Consider the following 15,453-nt stretch of genomic DNA (forward strand, 5'->3'; position numbering starts at 1 on the left):
TCATTGAAAACCCGGAAGGCGGCCCGCAAAGGCCGCCTTTTGTCTGTCGCGCAACGGGTCAGGCCGTCTCGAACACCATGGCGTGGCCGTTGATGCAATAGCGCAGGCCTGTCGGTGGCGGACCGTCCGGGAAGACGTGGCCGAGATGGCCGTTGCAATTGGCGCAGCGGATTTCCGTGCGCACCATGCCATGTGTCGTGTCACGCAGTTCGATGACGGCATCTTCCTTCACCGGCGCGAAATAGCTCGGCCATCCGCAGCCGCTGTCGAACTTGGTGTCGGAGATGAACAGCGGTTCATCGCAGGCGGCGCAGCGGTAAAGACCCTTTTCCTTGCTGTCCCAATAGGGGCCGGTGAAGGGGCGTTCCGTACCTGCCTGGCGCAGGATGTAGTATTGTTCCGGCGTCAGTTGTTCACGCCATTCGGCATCGCTTTTCTCGATTTTCGCGGTTTTGACATCGGACATCGCCGGTTCCTTTCTGTTTTGTCTTTAGATAGGTGCGGGCTGCTTCGACGAAAAGTGCTCGAATGATCGGAGAGGGCAGGAATCATCATCGCCCGCCCTCCCGTTCCAAGACACGAAAAACGGGTGTGCAGTAACAACAAGCATTATTGTGCACTGCAGCAAGATCCCTGTGCCAATTTGGCGCACGGGCTTTCAATGCGGGGGAATGGCGGTTTTGCCGTGCACAATGCCGGCGAATCAGGCAGGATTTGCAGGGTTAAGGGGAGATGGAGATTGCGCCGCAAAGGTGCGATCGATAGGGGTGGAAGCTGGGCTGCTGGCCCGATTTTTTCGATTAAGCATGAAATTAAGCGCGTTAAGCGGATTTAAGCATGGACTGCCGACAGAATTTTGCCGCAATTCTGTCCGGGGTGAAATACCCGCGTCTCCTATTCATTCAGTAAAGCCTAAAAAAACAGAGGATGACTTTCTTTGTAGTCAAAATATTCAAAATGCAATTGGACTTCTGAGAAAACAGTGCTAATTCCTTCCTCAGTAGAGCGCTGAATTTGGTTTAACTCTCGATTGCCCTCAGTATATTTGGATTGTTGCCGATGTCTTCCTTGGATGGGCCGGTAATCTTCTATCTAAGGGGGAAACGTGAGCATCTGTCAATTTCAGGTGGCATGGCTTTACTGCCTGTCGGAGATCTAGGGGTGGATCTCAGTTCCTTGCGGACACGGCATGCAGGAGCAAGCGGCCATCGCGTCTCTGCGAAGGCAGTTCGCGGGTCGCGGCTGTCTATGGATGGAACAGGAGACTAGTATGACAGAAACCCTATCCGACAAGGGCCAGGATCTTCTCGTGGAATTGACCGCGGATATCGTATCGGCCTATGTCAGCAACCATGTGGTTCAGGTCGGTGATCTCACCGGTCTGATCTCTGACGTGCATTCCGCACTGAGCAACACGTCTTCGCCGGCACCTGTCGCGGCTGCCGTCGAAAAGCCGAAGCCGCCGGTTCCGATCAGGAAGTCTATCGAAGACGATTACCTGATCTGCCTGGAAGATGGCCAGAAGTTCAAGTCGCTGAAGCGCCACTTGATGACCCATTACAACATGACGCCGGAAGAATACCGCGAAAAGTGGGGCCTGCCGGCAGACTATCCGATGGTCGCACCAGCCTATGCCGAAGCGCGTTCGCGCCTGGCCAAGGAAATGGGCCTCGGACAGCGCCGCAAGCGCGGCAAATAAGACGCGATACGCCTGTCGCGGGTTCGTGATCGCTGGGGTGCGGTCCGGCCGGTGATGTGCCTTTTCGCGCCTTTGCAGACAAGAATATGCCGGGCAGGATCCAATGATCCGAGCCCGGTTTTTTATTGTTCGAAATGTTTGTGAGGAAAATAATCCTTTATTTTTTGTTGAAAATGGAAATATCCTAGGGAAATCAACAAGCGCTCACCAGCGCGCATATTTTGCCTTTTTGCGATTGCCTGTTATAGATGTGTGAATATATTCCTATTTATCGATGGGAGCTGTTCATGCAGACCGCATTTTCCATTCGCATCACCGGCACATGCCCGGTTCTTACCCCCGTGCCGCCGCCACGTTCGCCCTGGATCGGGGTTTCGCTCAAACATATTTGCCGCGGGGTGCGCCTTCTGGTGTGGGAGGCGCTGGTGCTGGCAAACGGCCAGATGGCCGAACTGCGCGACAGGAAGCGGATCGCCTTCCATGTGCGCCAGATCGCCATGTATGTGTGCCATGTGGCGCTGCGCATGCCGATGGGCGATATCGCCGATGCCTGCGGGCGCGACCGCACGACCGTCAGACATGCCTGCCATCTGACCGAGGACCGCCGCGACGATCCGCTGTTCGACGCCTTTGTTGCCTGTGTGGAGCGCATGGCGCTGGCGGCTTTCGGGCGCGTGGAGGAGGTGGCTCATGCCTGATTACAGGGGCAAGACGGGCGAAAAAGCCGAACGAAAGGCGCTTTTGAAACTGTTGCGCATGGTCTTGCGCGGTGAGTGCCGGATCGTGTCCGAGGACATGCAGGCCGTACGGCTGGAAAGGCAGGGTGAGGCGGTGGATTTCGATCTCACGACACTGGTTCTCTCCGTATCGCGGGGGCTGGTTCTGCGAAGCGGCCGAGCGATTGCGGCAACGCCTGCCGCGTCGGCGTTTCTGCGCCGGGCGCTTGCGGGAGGGGATGCGGAGTTTGCCGACCAGCATCGCGACATGGTGGAGGAGACGGCGCTGGTGGCGGGGGCGCGGCAAAGGGTGAGCCGCAACATCTCGGAATCGCCGCTTGCGCCTCTGGCCCGGTTGAAGGATCGTGGTGGCGAGCCTTTCCTGCCTATTGCTGCTTTCGATGCCGGCGAGCGGCTGGCCGCCGATTTTACCCGCGGGCAGATGCAGCCGCGCATTACCGCCTCGTGGGAGCCACGGCTGGAGACGAGCGGCGGCAGAAGCGGCGCGGGCGGTGCCGAGATCAGCGATGGCGCCATGGCTGCGCGCGATCGCTTTGCCCGCGCCGTGGAGGCGATTGGGCCAGAGCTTTCCGGCGTGGCGGTGGATGTCTGCTGTTTTGGCAAGGGTCTGGAAGTGGTGGAGCGGGAGAGGTTGTGGCCGGCGCGCTCTGCCAAGCTGATGCTGCGGGCGGCCTTGCTGGCGCTCGCCCGGCATTACGCGCCGGCGGCGGCTGGTGGCAGGCGACGGCATCATTGGGGGGATGGCGATTTTCGGCCGCGGATGTGAGGGGATTGGTTGCCGCAAGTGAGCCCCTCTCTTGGAATTTCTAGCACTTAGCCTTTGGCTAAGATGCTGAAATTCCATTCTCCCCCACATGGGGGGAGATAAGGACGCTGCGGGCCTAACTCTCCCCTTGCGGGAGAGGACACAAAATCATGATCTTAGCTTTAGCTAAGTCATCGATTTTGTTGGTGAGGGGCAATCTTTCCTCCAACTAAATCCTCAAGCCGGAGCCAGCGCCAAAGCCTCTTCGCGGATGCGCTTGACCATCGAGCGCAATCCGTTGGCGCGCTGCGAGGACAGGTTTTCGACCAGTCCGATGCGATCAAAGATCTCGATGGCGTCGGTGGTGGCGATTTCGGATGCCTTTTTCCCGGAATAGACGGCCAGCACGATGGCGACGAGGCCGCGCACGATATGGGCGTCGCTGTCGCCCTCGAAGGTCATCACCGGATCGGCGGCGTCATCTGCCACATGGCTGACGAGCCAGACCTGGCTGGCGCAGCCGTTCACCTTGTAACGGGCGTCACGCTTGTCATCGGAAAGCTCCGGCAGAGCCTTGCCGAGTTCGATGACGTAGCGGTAACGGTCTTCCCAATCGTCAAGAAAGGCAAAATCGTCGATGATGGTTTCGAGGCTGGCCATATGCACTCCTGCTTTTCATCGCTTCATATAGGCGGGATAGGCCGCGGGCAAAACCTAAATGTGGTTTTGGTCATTCGGTCTGCGTGGTTGCGAAAGCCCCGGCATTTCCCATATTCGAGGGAGCCGATCGATCGAGCCGGAGGTTTTCATGTTCCATTTCGACAACAGCTATACCCGCCTGCCGGACCGGTTTTATGCCTCCGTCTACCCCGAAGCGGTGGAAGGCCCAAAACTCATAAAATTCAACGCGGTTTTGGCCCGCGAGTTGCAGCTCGAACCTGAGAGTTTTGGGCCCGATGCCGATGAAAACCGGCTGGCGGCGATTTTTGGCGGCAATGTCCTGCCCGCCGGCGCCGAGCCGATCGCCATGGCCTATGCCGGCCACCAGTTCGGCAATTTTGTGCCGCAGCTGGGCGACGGCCGCGCGATCCTGTTGGGCGAAGTGATCGATGTGAACGGCAAACGCCGCGACATCCAGCTGAAAGGCGCCGGGCCGACGCCGTTTTCGAGGCGGGGTGATGGGCGTGCGGCGCTCGGGCCGGTGCTGCGCGAATATATCGTTTCCGAAGCGTTTGCCGCTCTCGGCATCCCGGCCACGCGGGCGCTGGCGGCGGTGGCGACCGGCGAGGCGGTCTATCGCGAGACCCCGCAGCAGGGCGCTGTTTTCGTGCGCGTGGCGGCAAGCCATGTGCGCATCGGCACGTTCCAGTTTCTGGCGGCCAGAGGCGACAATGACGGGATAAAACTGCTGGCCGATTATGTGATCGAGCGGCATTATCCTGACCTGAAAACGGAGGAAAATCCGTATTTTGCGCTGTTGCGCAGTGTTGCTGAGCGGCAGGCCAAGCTTGTGGCGCGCTGGCTGGGCGTCGGCTTTATTCATGGGGTGATGAACACCGACAACATAACGATTTCGGGCGAAACGATCGATTTTGGACCTTGCGCCTTTCTCGACGAATACGATCCGATGAAGGTGTTTTCCTCGATCGATGCGCAGGGGCGTTATGCCTATCGCAACCAGCCGGGCATCGCCCAGTGGAACATCGCGCGGCTGGCGGAATGCCTGTTGCCGCTGGTCGATGCCGACGAGGAAAAAGCGGTGGAGGCGGCGAACGGTGTGCTGAAGGAGTTTGGCGAGCGGTTTCAGGCGGCGTGGCTGAGCGAGTTTTCGCAGAAGATCGGTTTGTCGGGTGAGGAAGAAGGCGATGGCGAACTGGTGCAGGGGCTGCTTTCCGCCATGCACAAGGGCGAGGCGGATTTTACGCTGACCTTTCGACGGTTGGCCGATGCCGTGACGCCGGAAGGTGACGTGGCGTTTCTTGACGGATTTTCGGATGCGCCTATGGAGGCTGGTGTGACGGTCAAGGCGGCGGCGTTGGAATGGCTGGTGCAATGGCGTCTGAGGCTGGAGCGCGACGGGCATGGCGCAGAGGCGCAGCGGGCTGCGATGCAAGCCAAAAATCCGGCGATCATTGCCCGCAATCACCGGATCGAGGAAGCCATTGCGGCGGCTAATTATGGTGATTTCAGCTTTTTCGAGCGGCTGACGCAGGCGCTGGAAAAGCCGTATGAGGACCAGCCGGAATTCGCCGACCTGATGACGCCGCCGACGGTGGATCAGCGGGTGCTGCGGACGTTTTGCGGGACGTGATGGACGCCGAAGCAAATGATTGTGTTTTAACGTATTGTGCCCCGTGATTGTTGACAATCGGACATATGTGTCCGATGTTGGGTCGTTGGCAATGGTGGCGTGGCATATGGAAAAGCGTGACCGTTTCATTGCCGAGATAAGGGCCGATGCGAAAGCCAGAGGCTTATCCTTCCGCATCGAGAAGGGGCGCGGCAAAGGCGGGCACGCGATGCTCTGGGTGGGGGAGAGGTTTACGACACTTCCGAGCCGCGAGGTCGACCCGAAGACGGCCGCAAAAATTCGCAAGGCGCTTGGGCTTTGAGCGCCGGGTTTCAGTTCCGGAGATCGACTGTTGAAGACCTATAGATACCCAGCCACGTTTGAAGCGGGCGAAGAGCCGGGCATTATCGTGGTCAGCTTTGCCGATGTGCCGGAAGCCATCACCGAAGGTGACGATGCTGAACAGGCAATGGAGAATGCGGCGGATGCACTCGGACATGCGCTGCTGACATATTTGAGGCTGGGCCGGCCGCTGCCGCACCCCGGCAAGCGAGATGACAACATGATTGCGCCGCCAGCCGATATCGTTGCCAAGCTCGCTCTGCTGGAAACTTTTGCGGGAGCGGGTATCACCCGTACCGAGCTTGCCCGTCGTCTGGGCAAGGATGAAAAGCAGGTCCGCAGAATTTTGGACCCCATGCATGGCACCGATATTGCCACGCTTGAGGCTGCCATAGCCGCGATGGGCAGGCGGCTCGTCATCGGCCTTGAGGCTGCCTGAGAGATACGGATGACCACTGTGCGGTGGTCTTCCTCTGACCTATCGCAGCCTTTTCCCATCCGCGCCGATCACCGCTTCGCCATCCTCCTTGGAAAACGGTCCCTTATGCGTGTCCGGCAAAATGTCCAGCACCAGTTCCGACGGACGAGCCAACCGCGTGCCAAGCTCGGTCACCACAAAGGGGCGGTTGATGAGGATGGGGTTTTCGAGCATGGCGTCGAGGAGCGTGTCGTCCGAAAGCGCCGGGTCATCGAGGCCGAGTTCGGCATAGGGCGTGCCTTTTTCGCGGATCGCTTCACGCACCGAGAGGCCGGCTTTCCAGATCATCTCCATCAGTTCGGCACGGCTCGGTGGCGTCTGCAGATAGTCTATGACCTCGGGTTCGATGCCGGCATTGCGGATCAGCGCCAGCGTGTTGCGCGACGTGCCGCAAGCGGGGTTGTGGTAGATCTTGGCAAACATGGGCGTGTTCTCGCTCAAGGGGTTTGTCTCACCGTTCCGGCAGCGCGGCGATTGCCTTTTCGATCTCCGGCAGGAGCGTGTCGGGCAAGGGCAGGACCGGGCGCGGCGGCTGGGCTTTGGTCAGGCCGAGAAGGTTGGCGGCAGCATAGGTGACGCGCAGCCCGCCATGTGCCCGGAACAGCGCCCAGAGCGGCTCGAACATGGCGTTGATGCGGGCGGTTTCGGCCTCGTTCTTTTCAAGCGCTGCCTTGGTGAGAGCTGCGGCCGGATGCGGCAACAGGCCGCCGATCACGCTGTACCAGGCATCGGCACCGGCAAGGAGAGCCGATCCGGCATGCCAGTCGCCGCTGTAACCGATCGCAAAATCCTCGTCGGTTTTTTCGCGCAGGCTGGCAATTTCGGCAGCGAAGGCGAGGTCGCTGGCTATCGGCATTTTCACCGCCTTGATGGTGTCGATCTTCGAGAGGCGCGCGATGAGCGCCTCGCTGAAGGAAAAATGCGTGGTGGACGGGTTGTTGTAGATGCAGAGCGGCAGGTCGGTGGTGGCGGCGACCGTGGCGTAGTGCTGGTATACCTCTTCCTCCGTCAGCGGCGTGTAGGACACGGGCGCGAGAAGCAGCGCATCGGCGCCGGCCTCGGCCGCATCGCGGGCGAGCGCCTGCACCGCGTCTGTGCGGATTGCGCCGATGCCGGCGATGAGCGGCAGTGTGCCGGAGACGGCCTCGACGGCGGCCGACACCGCGCGCCGGCGCTCCTCGCGGGTGAGATAGGCGTAAGCGCCGGTGCTGCCGAGGAGGCCGATGGAATTCGCCTTGCCATCGATGATGCGGGCGAGAAGCGTCTGCAGGGCATCGGTATCGACACGGCCCGCTTCATCCGCAGGCGTGAGCGGGAAGGCGGAGAGGCCGGTAAACAGCGGCAGCGGCTTTGGCATGGGCGGCACCTTTTGCAGCAGGGGCAAGGACAAGCGGGCAAGGGCCGCACTATGCGGGATTGGTGGGCAAGTGCAAGCGGGCGGCTGGCACGAAATTTCCCAGATAGGAAAATAATCCTTGACGGCGTGACGGTCGTTTGATAGCTTTTGTGCATGGTCGGAGAGTTGCGGTTTGACCCTCTCCGGCAAAAGGAAATCCGGTTTTTGATGGGTTTGTGGGCGCTGGTCTTTTGGCCGGCGCGGAGGGCGTTTGGCATGTCCGGTGATTTTCAGACTGTCGATTTGAGCCTGTTTGGCGTCTGGGGTGAGGATGAGTCTCTGATGGATGCGGCCTGCGGTGTCATCCTTGAGGTGAAATCGGCCGAAGCGCGGCAGGCGGAAGCGGATGCGGCGAGCGACATGCGGCCGATCCTCAATGACGCGACATGTGAGCTGAAACGGCAGTTCGAGACGTTTCGGGATTTGCGCGTCGGTGCCGAGGCGATGCTGGTCGGTGGCGACGAGGCGGCGCAGAAGCTGGCGCGGGCCGATATCAAGGCGGCGATCGATGCCATGTCGCTGATCGTGCGCACGCTGGAAAAGATCGACACGCTGCAGCGGCAGTTTGCCCGCGACCGCCAGGCCGAGGCCGAGCGTGTGGCGGATGCGGGCGGATATCAGGAGGCGCTGCTTGAAGTCGATCGGCTTATCAATGAACGCGCGGACGAGCGGTATCGGCAACGGTGTCGCGCTGCCGGTCTTGACCCTGACGAGCCCGGCGGTGCGGCTGGGGATGGAGCGCGACCGCCCGACACGGGTTGAGGAAAAACTCTCCACCATCTTTGTTTTGCATGAGGATCAGATGGGCGGGATCGAGGATGTGTGGCGACGTGCGCAGGCGGCTCTGGGAGCTGGCGCGGGATTGGCGCAAAGCCTTGATTCCGATGGAGCGGCGATGACGCCGGTCTCGGACGGCTTGGAGCCAGAAACACCCCCTTCTGCCCTGCCGGATGACCGGGGCAGAGCCACGTGTCTCTGCCCGCCCTTCGGGCCTCCCTCAAGGGGGGAGATGTCCGGCAGGACAGAGGGGCATAATGCTGGCGTAAATGCCGCTTTGGAATTGTCTGCCGCGCCGTTGCTACCCCCCCTCTGTCACCTTTCGGTGACATCTCCCCCTCAAGGGGGGAGATCGGAGGGAGGAAGCAGCATCGCCGATAAAAAGCTGCTGACGCCGCATGTCCACTCTATTCAGCGCACGTGGTTCCTCAACGGCCGTGAAGCGCAACAACCGCCGTCCGGCGACTGGCGCACATGGTTGATCATGGGCGGGCGCGGGTCCGGCAAGACGCGGGCCGGCGCCGAATGGGTGCATGCGCTGGCCTCTGCCGCGCCGCGCTCGGATCTGCGCATCGCGCTGGTGGCGGAAACGCTGGGGGATGCGCGGGAGGTGATGGTGGATGGCGCCTCCGGCATCTGTCGGATTGCGCGGACAAAGATACCGGATTTCGAGGTGTCGCGGCGCAGGCTGGTCTGGCCGAACGGGGCGGTGGCGCAGATCTTCTCCTCGGAAGATCCCGAGAGTTTGCGCGGGCCGCAGTTTCATTTCGCCTGGTGCGATGAACTGGCCAAGTGGAAACATGCGCAGGAAACCTTTGACATGCTGCAGTTCGGTCTGCGGCTGGGAGCCCATCCGCGCCAGCTGGTGACGACAACGCCACGGCCGGTGCCGGTGTTGAAGGCTCTCATTGCCGATCCGACGACACATCTGGTGCGGATGTCGACGGCGGCGAACGAAAAGAACCTGGCGCCGGGTTTTATGGCGGTGCTGGAAAGCCGGTATGGCGGTACGCGGCTGGGACGGCAGGAAATTGCCGGAGAGCTGATCGAGGATCGCGCCGATGCCTTGTGGAAACGGGCGGATCTGGAAGCCTGCGTGACACGGGCCTATGGGCCGCTGAAACGCATCGTGGTGGCGGTGGACCCGCCTTCCGGGTCCGGCGAGGGGTCGTGCTGCGGCATCGTTGTGGCGGGGATCGAGGAGAATGCGCTGTCTGCCGGCGGTTATGGCCGGGCGGTGGTGCTGGCTGATTGTTCCGTCGAGGGCATGACACCCGGTGGCTGGGCGCAGGCGGTGACAAAGGCCTATGCGCGGTTTGCCGCCGACCGGGTGGTGGCGGAAGTCAACCAGGGTGGCGACATGGTGCTGGCCATGCTGAAAAGCGTCGATGCCGGATTGCCGGTGACGATGGTGCGGGCGACGCGGGGAAAGTTTTTGCGGGCCGAACCGGTGGCGGCACTCTACGAGCAGGGGCGCGTTCTGCATGCCGGCACGTTCGTCGAGCTGGAGGACCAGATGTGCGATTTCGGGCCGGACGGGCTGTCGTCGGGACGTTCGCCTGACCGGCTGGATGCACTGGTCTGGGCGCTGACGGCGCTGGTGCTGGAGGGGCAGGGAGAGCCGCGTGTGCGGGGAATCTGAGGCCGGAACGCGGTTTGGACCGCCGGCACAAAACGTCCCGCAGCGACGAGCGCGCGGGACGGAAGTTTTTATCAGCGCTTGGTGGTGACCGGAGACGGTGCGCTTTCGCGGACCTGACGCCACTCGGATTCGAGGCGCTCGGCAACATGCTGGGGGATCGGCTGCTTCACGGTCGCGGCAGAAGCTTGCTGGTGCATCATCATGATCTCCTTCGTTCAAAACCGACGTCCAACGCCTGGTGACTTCGTTGGTTCCATATCCCAAACAAAAAGTAAATCGGGCCTTAAGTTGTTAAAACGATTTAGTTTTTCTAAACCGATTGAAACTTGTCATTTAATTCGGGCGAGGCTTTGGCATGGCTGTGGACAGAGCGCGATTTTTTGGCCGAGTGCGGCAGAACCCCTTCTCCGGCGGGCTTTCCCGCACCCAGGTGGCGGGCATGGAGGCCATTCTCGACCACTGGGGCCTGCATTCGAAAGCCTCCGACCCCGCCCTGGCCTATGTTCTGGCGACCGCCTTTCACGAGACGGCGAAAACCATGCGGCCGGTGCGCGAAACGCTGGCGAAGAGTGATGATGAGGCCGTGGCGCGGCTGGAGCGGGCCTTTGCGACCGGTCGTCTGCCTTCTGTGAAAACACCGTACTGGCGGCCGGACGCGGAGGGCAAAAGCTGGTTCGGGCGCGGTTTCGTGCAACTGACGCACAAGCGTAATTACGAGGCGATGTCCGACCTGACGGGGGAGGATCTGGTGGCGGAGCCGGATCTGGCGATGCGCGTCGATATTGCCGCAAGGATCTTGATCGAGGGCATGCGGGTGGGGCTGTTTACCGGCTGGCGGCTGGGTTTCTTTTTCGGTCGCGACAAGGCGGATTGGGTGGGCGCGCGAAAAATCGTCAATGGCACGGACAGGGCGGAGCTGGTTGCGGGTTATGGCGAGGCGTTTGCGGCGGCGCTCGGTTGATGCTGCTTGAAGCATATGCTACTTTCTACATATGGCAGATGCGTTGCTGATCCTTGATCGCAAATTGTTGCTGGATGGCGGCTGGATCATCCAGATGAAGGTCTGGCGTCTGCCTGTGATGACCGGAGAACCTCCGCATGTGCTGAAATATTCGCTGTTTTTCGGTCGCCCGGGCGAAAGGGTGATCGGTTACGACAATGAGGCCGGAAAGGGCGATCACCGGCATTATCGCGACCGTGAAGAGCCTTATGTTTTTACCGGTCTCGAGCAGATGATCAGAGATTTCCAGGCGGATATCCGGCAGGAGATGAACAGATGAATGAAGTCCACCTTCACGTGTCCGGCATGGATGCGTTCTTCGATGCCGCTGCCGAAGCGGCAGGTTCGATCGATGCCGGCAACGACCCTCATCCGGCAGCGGAGATTGCCTTCGAAAGCATGGATCTGTTGCTGAAGGTTCTGACGCCGAACCGCTGGCGGCTTCTGCGGGAATTGAAGGCGACGGGGGCGACATCCATCCGGCAACTGACGCAAGGCCTGCAGCGCGACTATCGCGGCGTGCATGCCGATGTGACTACCCTGCTGGAGGCAGGGCTGATCGAAAAGACCAGTGACGGCATGGTGACCGTGCCATGGACGCGGATCACTGCGGAAATGGCGATCATCGAGGCGGCGTGAGGCAGCGTTTGCTGCATATGTAATGTGGCGCCCTTGGTTGTCAAAAGCCGAACGCACTGGTCTCGATATAAAGCAGGCATGGGCCGGGCTTGCATTGGAGAGCCGCGTTGACCTGCATGCGTTCGCCATTCCACAGGCCGGTGCAGATGGTATCGGGTTCGACGGCGATCTGGTCGGCGCGCGGCTGCTCCAGGCCGATGTCTGCGCAGATCTTTTTCAATGGCGGGATCGGGTCTTCGGCATTCTCGGCCACGGGGATCGACAGGCGGGACATTTCCGGCATCGGGCCGTCCGCGTTGATCAATTCGATCTCGCTCTTCTCTGCGTGTTCGAAGCCGGCGTGTGTGACGAGGTGATTGAGAAGATTGGTGCTGTCGGCACCGACGATCACGTTGACCCACAGGATGCCTGCCGTGACCGGGGCGATGGCGGCGGTGAGGATTGCCAGCGCCATGAGGAAGAGCGGGTATCTTTTGCCGGTTGTCTGCACGTCTGTCTCGTATCTTCTGGTGCGGCTCAATATGGGCCTGACGGGATGGCGGTCAACGCTGTACGAAGCAATGTCCGGTTCGTTGAAGCCCGCGGTTTTGCGTGATAGCGAGGCAGCGTTTGAGATGAACGGCATGCGGAGTTTCGATGATACGCCATATCGTGTTTTTTACGGCCAAGCCCGAAAACCTCGACGACGTGCGGGCGGGGCTTTCGCTGCTGACGGCCAATCCGCATGCGACGCTTCTGGAAATCGGCACCAATGTGAAGACCGATCAGTGGGGCACCGAGATCGATCTCGTGGTTTATGGCGAGTTTGAAGACGAGGCGGCGCTTAGCGCCTACAAGGCGCATCCGATTTATCAGCAGTCGATCGACGTGGTGAAGCCGATAAGGGAAATGCGGATTGCGGCGGATTATGATGTCGGTGCGGCGGTGACGGCGCCGTTGAGATAAACGGCGGGCTGTTTCGGCCAAACACAAGGATTACCTTCGATGAAATCTCCTTTTCGCCTGCCGCGGTTTTTCGCGGGGGAGGGCAAGGTCGTGCCCAAAATTCCGGAGGCCAAGGCGATGACCGGTGTGGGAGCGGGATTTGCGGTAATCTCCGGCGAGGGGGCGGCGTCATGGTCGGGGCGCTCCTATGCGGCGCTTTCGCGGGCGGGGTTTATGAAAAACCCGGTGGCGCATCGGGCCGTGCGGATGATCGCGGAAGCTGCTGCCGCCGTGCCGTGGCTGGCCTATGAGGGCCGTGCCGAAGTGGAGGCGCATGCGGCGCTTTCGCTGCTTTCGCGGCCGAACGGGCGGCAGGGCGGGGCGGATTTTTTCGAAGCGCTGTATGGGCATCTGCTCCTCTCCGGCAATGCCTATGTGGAGCCGCTGCTGGTGGGAGGCAGGGTGCGCGAACTGCATCTGCTGCGGCCCGACCGGGTGGCTGTTGTCGAGGGGCGGGATGGCTGGCCAATCGCTTATGATTATCGCGCCGGTGGTGTGACGCGGCGTCTGCCGGCGGAGGTGGAGGGCGGCGGTCAGGGGGACGGCAGGCTGGCGGTGCTGCACCTAAAACTGTTTCATCCGTTGGATGATCATTCCGGCCTTTCGCCGCTGGCGGCGGCGGGTGCTGCGCTCGATCTTTCCAATGCGGCATCCGGCTGGAACAAGGCGCTGCTCGACAATTCGGCGCGGCCTTCCGGCGCGCTGGTCTATCAGCCCAAGGATGGCGGCAATCTTTCGCCCGGCCAATATGACCGGCTGAAGGAACAGTTGGAGGAGGGCTATGCGGGCGCGGTGAATGCCGGGCGACCGCTCATTCTCGAAGGCGGGCTGGACTGGAAGGCGATGGCGCTTTCGCCGAAAGACATGGATTTCATGGAGGCGAAAAATGGTGCTGCGCGCGATATTGCGCTCGGTCTCGGCATACCGCCGATGTTGCTCGGCATTCCCGGCGACAATACCTATGCCAATTACCAGGAAGCGCACCGGGCTTTTTATCGCCTGACCGTGCTGCCGATGATTTTTCGGATTGCCGGCAGTTTTTCCGCCTGGCTGGGCGGTGCGTTTGGCGACAAACTGCGGCTGGAGCCGGATCTGGATCGCATCGCGGGCCTGTCCGCCGAACGTGAGGCGCTGTGGGCGCGGGTGGGGGCGGCGGCGTTTTTGTCCGACGACGAGAAGCGGCAGGCGGTGGGATATTGATAGGCGGGGCGGACAGGCGTAGTTTGTAATACGGCGTATTACAAATGGAGGGTCTCATGGCCGACAAACCTGTTCTGTCCGATCCGATCACCTTGCGCGTGCCGCTCGATATTCTGGAAGATATCGAGAAGATTGCCGAGGCCAGCGAGCGCAGCCGCAGCTGGGTGATCGTGCGGGCGTTGAAGTATTACATGATGGCGGAGGGCAACGACGTCCTGCAGATCCTGAAAGGTGAAGAGCAGATCGCCAATGGCGAATGCATGGACGCCGAGGAGTTTTTCGCCGAGTTGCTCGACGAGCGTAAGGACGCCGCCGAATGAAACTCACGCTCTCGAAAAATGCGACCCGCTTTATCCGGCAGGAACGCGCCTATCTGGAGCATTTTAATCCGCATGCAGCCGAGGCTGTGGTCAAGCAATTGCAACAGTCGTTTCGGCTTCTGGCGGAATATCCGATGGCAGGTGAGGAATATACAGTTCTGCCAGGGCGACGGAGGTTTGTTTCCGGCGATTATGTCATCGACTATCGTGTCGGGCCGAAGGGAATAACCGTCTCGCACATTCGCCATGGCCGCCAGATGGCACCGGAACTGGAAAAGGACGGGGATATTTAAGGCCGTCTTCATCCGGCTTGTGAAGTTGCTGACTCAACCTCTTAAAACCCGGACTCACTCTGTCAGAAGATCGCGCCAAGCGATTCTCATGATTTGCGAAAACGTCGAAAGTTAAAGTGGTTTCGAGGGGCGAAACGATGGTTTCTGCAACTTCGAACGGGCGGATTTTTTCGCCCCGGTGCCGGTTCGGCGCCGTTATCTTCGCATGCAGGCAGATATCGTCCTGACATGTGACAGAGCCTCACTCTCGCAGGGAATGGTTAACAATGACTGAACTCGGCACCGATCTCGGAGCCGGTATCGGCAACGATGCCGGCGTGTGGGCCGCCAAGGTGGTGGGCGCGATTGCGGGAGCGGCGGTCTCGCTGATCTATCTTCTGCCCAAGAGCCGGCGCGAGGCCTTGAGCCGTTTTGCGACCGGCGTCAGCTGCGGGCTGATCTTTGGCGGGCCGGCCGGCATCTGGCTGGCGGAGCGCGCGGGGATTGCCGATGCCGTTTCGGCGACCGATCTGATGCTGGCGGGTTCTGCGGCGGCGAGCCTTTGCGCCTGGTGGGTGCTGGGGGCGTTGTCGCGGATCGCGGCGCGTTATGGCCGCAAATCGGGATAGGCGTCAGCAGCTGCTGTCGCCGCCACCTCCGCCGCCGCTATCGGAACTGCAGCCGCCGTCATTGCTAATGGCGCCGGCATAGACCGCGCCATTTGCGTCACCACCGTTATCCGATCGGTCAAGCGGTTTGGCGAACAGGGGTTTTCTGAAAATGCCGGGTGGGTTTACGGCCATGTAGATGGAGCCGGCGATGATGGCCGAGCCGGATACGAAGCCGAGTGCGATCAGGAACAGCGTCTGCATGTCTTCCTCCCGCGCGGGGTTTGCGGGTGGAATTATAACGCGGATGTGGTCGAGGCTCAA

23 protein-coding genes are annotated in these 15,453 nt (G+C 60.8%); 16 read left to right on the forward strand and 7 right to left on the reverse strand.

The features are described from left to right. Positions 1–58: 58 nt before the first annotated feature. Entirely contained in the window at positions 59–466 is a 408-nt protein-coding gene (msrB, locus tag ACRQ1B_RS23115) for a peptide-methionine (R)-S-oxide reductase MsrB (RefSeq protein WP_432296474.1), read from the reverse strand. An 804-nt stretch (positions 467–1,270) separates the two neighbouring features. On the opposite strand from msrB, the gene ACRQ1B_RS23120 reads away from it, so the two are divergent. The 3 genes from ACRQ1B_RS23120 (at position 1,271) to ACRQ1B_RS23130 (ending at position 3,202) form a co-directional block, all read left to right on the forward strand. Further along, the gene (locus tag ACRQ1B_RS23120; protein ID WP_306835870.1) at positions 1,271–1,699 is read left to right on the forward strand and encodes a Ros/MucR family transcriptional regulator; all 429 of its coding nucleotides are present in this window, start codon (positions 1,271–1,273) and stop codon (positions 1,697–1,699) included. Between the two features lie 287 nt (positions 1,700–1,986). Continuing rightward, entirely contained in the window at positions 1,987–2,397 is a 411-nt protein-coding gene (locus tag ACRQ1B_RS23125; protein ID WP_432296476.1) for a helix-turn-helix domain-containing protein, read from the forward strand. Then, entirely contained in the window at positions 2,390–3,202 is an 813-nt protein-coding gene (locus ACRQ1B_RS23130; RefSeq protein WP_432296478.1) for a DUF6456 domain-containing protein, read from the forward strand. The genes ACRQ1B_RS23125 and ACRQ1B_RS23130 overlap by 8 nt, the downstream gene beginning before the upstream one ends. A 216-nt stretch (positions 3,203–3,418) precedes the next feature. On the opposite strand, the gene ACRQ1B_RS23135 is transcribed toward ACRQ1B_RS23130, so the two are convergent. After that, positions 3,419–3,841 carry a SufE family protein gene (locus ACRQ1B_RS23135; protein ID WP_432296480.1) on the reverse strand — a complete coding sequence of 141 codons (423 nt, stop codon included), beginning with the start codon at positions 3,839–3,841 and terminating at the stop codon, positions 3,419–3,421. Between the two features lie 148 nt (positions 3,842–3,989). On the opposite strand from ACRQ1B_RS23135, the gene ACRQ1B_RS23140 reads away from it, so the two are divergent. The 3 genes from ACRQ1B_RS23140 (at position 3,990) to ACRQ1B_RS23150 (ending at position 6,252) form a co-directional block, all read left to right on the forward strand. After that, positions 3,990–5,492: a protein adenylyltransferase SelO gene (locus ACRQ1B_RS23140; protein ID WP_432296481.1), complete on the forward strand. Its 1,503-nt coding sequence runs from the start codon at positions 3,990–3,992 to the stop codon at positions 5,490–5,492. Positions 5,493–5,598: 106 nt separating this feature from the next. Further along, positions 5,599–5,793 (forward strand): hypothetical protein, encoded by a 195-nt coding sequence (locus ACRQ1B_RS23145; protein WP_432296482.1) that lies wholly within the window; start codon positions 5,599–5,601, stop codon positions 5,791–5,793. 30 nt (positions 5,794–5,823) lie between these two features. Beyond that, entirely contained in the window at positions 5,824–6,252 is a 429-nt protein-coding gene (locus tag ACRQ1B_RS23150) for a type II toxin-antitoxin system HicB family antitoxin (RefSeq protein ID WP_432296483.1), read from the forward strand. A 39-nt stretch (positions 6,253–6,291) separates the two neighbouring features. Here the strand turns inward: ACRQ1B_RS23150 and arsC are convergent, their stop codons facing one another. Together arsC and ACRQ1B_RS23160 are read right to left on the reverse strand one after the other, a co-directional pair. After that, positions 6,292–6,714, reverse strand: coding sequence for an arsenate reductase (glutaredoxin) (gene arsC, locus ACRQ1B_RS23155; protein ID WP_432296484.1), 423 nt, complete (start codon positions 6,712–6,714; stop codon positions 6,292–6,294). A gap of 28 nt (positions 6,715–6,742) precedes the next feature. Further along, on the reverse strand, positions 6,743–7,648 hold the full coding sequence (locus ACRQ1B_RS23160; RefSeq protein ID WP_432296485.1) for a dihydrodipicolinate synthase family protein: 906 nt from the start codon (positions 7,646–7,648) through the stop codon (positions 6,743–6,745). Positions 7,649–7,903: 255 nt separating this feature from the next. Here ACRQ1B_RS23160 and ACRQ1B_RS23165 point away from each other — a divergent pair, with 255 nt between their 5' ends. Both ACRQ1B_RS23165 and ACRQ1B_RS23170 read left to right on the forward strand, forming a co-directional pair. Continuing rightward, complete coding sequence (locus ACRQ1B_RS23165; protein ID WP_432296486.1) at positions 7,904–8,449, forward strand: hypothetical protein; 546 nt, start codon at positions 7,904–7,906, stop codon at positions 8,447–8,449. Positions 8,450–8,849: 400 nt separating this feature from the next. Beyond that, the gene (locus ACRQ1B_RS23170) at positions 8,850–10,106 is read left to right on the forward strand and encodes a DNA-packaging protein (RefSeq protein ID WP_432296557.1); all 1,257 of its coding nucleotides are present in this window, start codon (positions 8,850–8,852) and stop codon (positions 10,104–10,106) included. 71 nt (positions 10,107–10,177) lie between these two features. Here the strand turns inward: ACRQ1B_RS23170 and ACRQ1B_RS23175 are convergent, their stop codons facing one another. Continuing rightward, positions 10,178–10,306: a hypothetical protein gene (locus ACRQ1B_RS23175; RefSeq protein WP_432296487.1), complete on the reverse strand. Its 129-nt coding sequence runs from the start codon at positions 10,304–10,306 to the stop codon at positions 10,178–10,180. A gap of 155 nt (positions 10,307–10,461) precedes the next feature. On the opposite strand from ACRQ1B_RS23175, the gene ACRQ1B_RS23180 reads away from it, so the two are divergent. From ACRQ1B_RS23180 to ACRQ1B_RS23190, 3 genes are read left to right on the forward strand one after another with little or no spacing between them, the layout of a single operon-like run. Continuing rightward, positions 10,462–11,067 carry a glycoside hydrolase family 19 protein gene (locus ACRQ1B_RS23180; protein ID WP_432296488.1) on the forward strand — a complete coding sequence of 202 codons (606 nt, stop codon included), beginning with the start codon at positions 10,462–10,464 and terminating at the stop codon, positions 11,065–11,067. A gap of 31 nt (positions 11,068–11,098) precedes the next feature. Continuing rightward, entirely contained in the window at positions 11,099–11,386 is a 288-nt protein-coding gene (locus ACRQ1B_RS23185; protein WP_432296489.1) for a toxin-antitoxin system TumE family protein, read from the forward strand. Beyond that, positions 11,383–11,745 (forward strand): HVO_A0114 family putative DNA-binding protein, encoded by a 363-nt coding sequence (locus tag ACRQ1B_RS23190; RefSeq protein WP_432296490.1) that lies wholly within the window; start codon positions 11,383–11,385, stop codon positions 11,743–11,745. The genes ACRQ1B_RS23185 and ACRQ1B_RS23190 overlap by 4 nt, the downstream gene beginning before the upstream one ends. A 40-nt stretch (positions 11,746–11,785) precedes the next feature. On the opposite strand, the gene ACRQ1B_RS23195 is transcribed toward ACRQ1B_RS23190, so the two are convergent. Beyond that, positions 11,786–12,235 carry a hypothetical protein gene (locus ACRQ1B_RS23195; protein WP_432296491.1) on the reverse strand — a complete coding sequence of 150 codons (450 nt, stop codon included), beginning with the start codon at positions 12,233–12,235 and terminating at the stop codon, positions 11,786–11,788. Positions 12,236–12,381: 146 nt separating this feature from the next. Between ACRQ1B_RS23195 and ACRQ1B_RS23200 the strand changes: the two genes are divergently transcribed. The 5 genes from ACRQ1B_RS23200 (at position 12,382) to ACRQ1B_RS23220 (ending at position 15,150) form a co-directional block, all read left to right on the forward strand. After that, a complete protein-coding gene (locus ACRQ1B_RS23200; protein ID WP_432296492.1) occupies positions 12,382–12,690 on the forward strand; it encodes a Dabb family protein in 309 nt (102 codons plus the stop codon). A gap of 39 nt (positions 12,691–12,729) precedes the next feature. Further along, positions 12,730–13,929 (forward strand): phage portal protein, encoded by a 1,200-nt coding sequence (locus ACRQ1B_RS23205; RefSeq protein ID WP_432296493.1) that lies wholly within the window; start codon positions 12,730–12,732, stop codon positions 13,927–13,929. 56 nt (positions 13,930–13,985) lie between these two features. Then, positions 13,986–14,249 (forward strand): CopG family ribbon-helix-helix protein, encoded by a 264-nt coding sequence (locus ACRQ1B_RS23210; RefSeq protein WP_432296494.1) that lies wholly within the window; start codon positions 13,986–13,988, stop codon positions 14,247–14,249. Next, a complete protein-coding gene (locus tag ACRQ1B_RS23215; RefSeq protein ID WP_432296495.1) occupies positions 14,246–14,542 on the forward strand; it encodes a type II toxin-antitoxin system RelE/ParE family toxin in 297 nt (98 codons plus the stop codon). Before ACRQ1B_RS23210 ends, ACRQ1B_RS23215 begins: the two co-directional genes overlap by 4 nt. 266 nt (positions 14,543–14,808) lie before the next feature. Further along, positions 14,809–15,150 carry a DUF6107 family protein gene (locus ACRQ1B_RS23220; RefSeq protein WP_432296496.1) on the forward strand — a complete coding sequence of 114 codons (342 nt, stop codon included), beginning with the start codon at positions 14,809–14,811 and terminating at the stop codon, positions 15,148–15,150. A 3-nt stretch (positions 15,151–15,153) separates the two neighbouring features. On the opposite strand, the gene ACRQ1B_RS23225 is transcribed toward ACRQ1B_RS23220, so the two are convergent. Further along, positions 15,154–15,393, reverse strand: a complete 240-nt coding sequence (locus ACRQ1B_RS23225) for a hypothetical protein (RefSeq protein ID WP_432296497.1) — start codon at positions 15,391–15,393, stop codon at positions 15,154–15,156. Between the last annotated feature and the right edge of the window lie 60 nt (positions 15,394–15,453).

The sequence above is a fragment of the Endobacterium panacihumi genome (assembly GCF_050847465.1).
GTDB classification, from domain to species: Bacteria; Pseudomonadota; Alphaproteobacteria; order Rhizobiales; family Rhizobiaceae; genus Neorhizobium; species Neorhizobium panacihumi.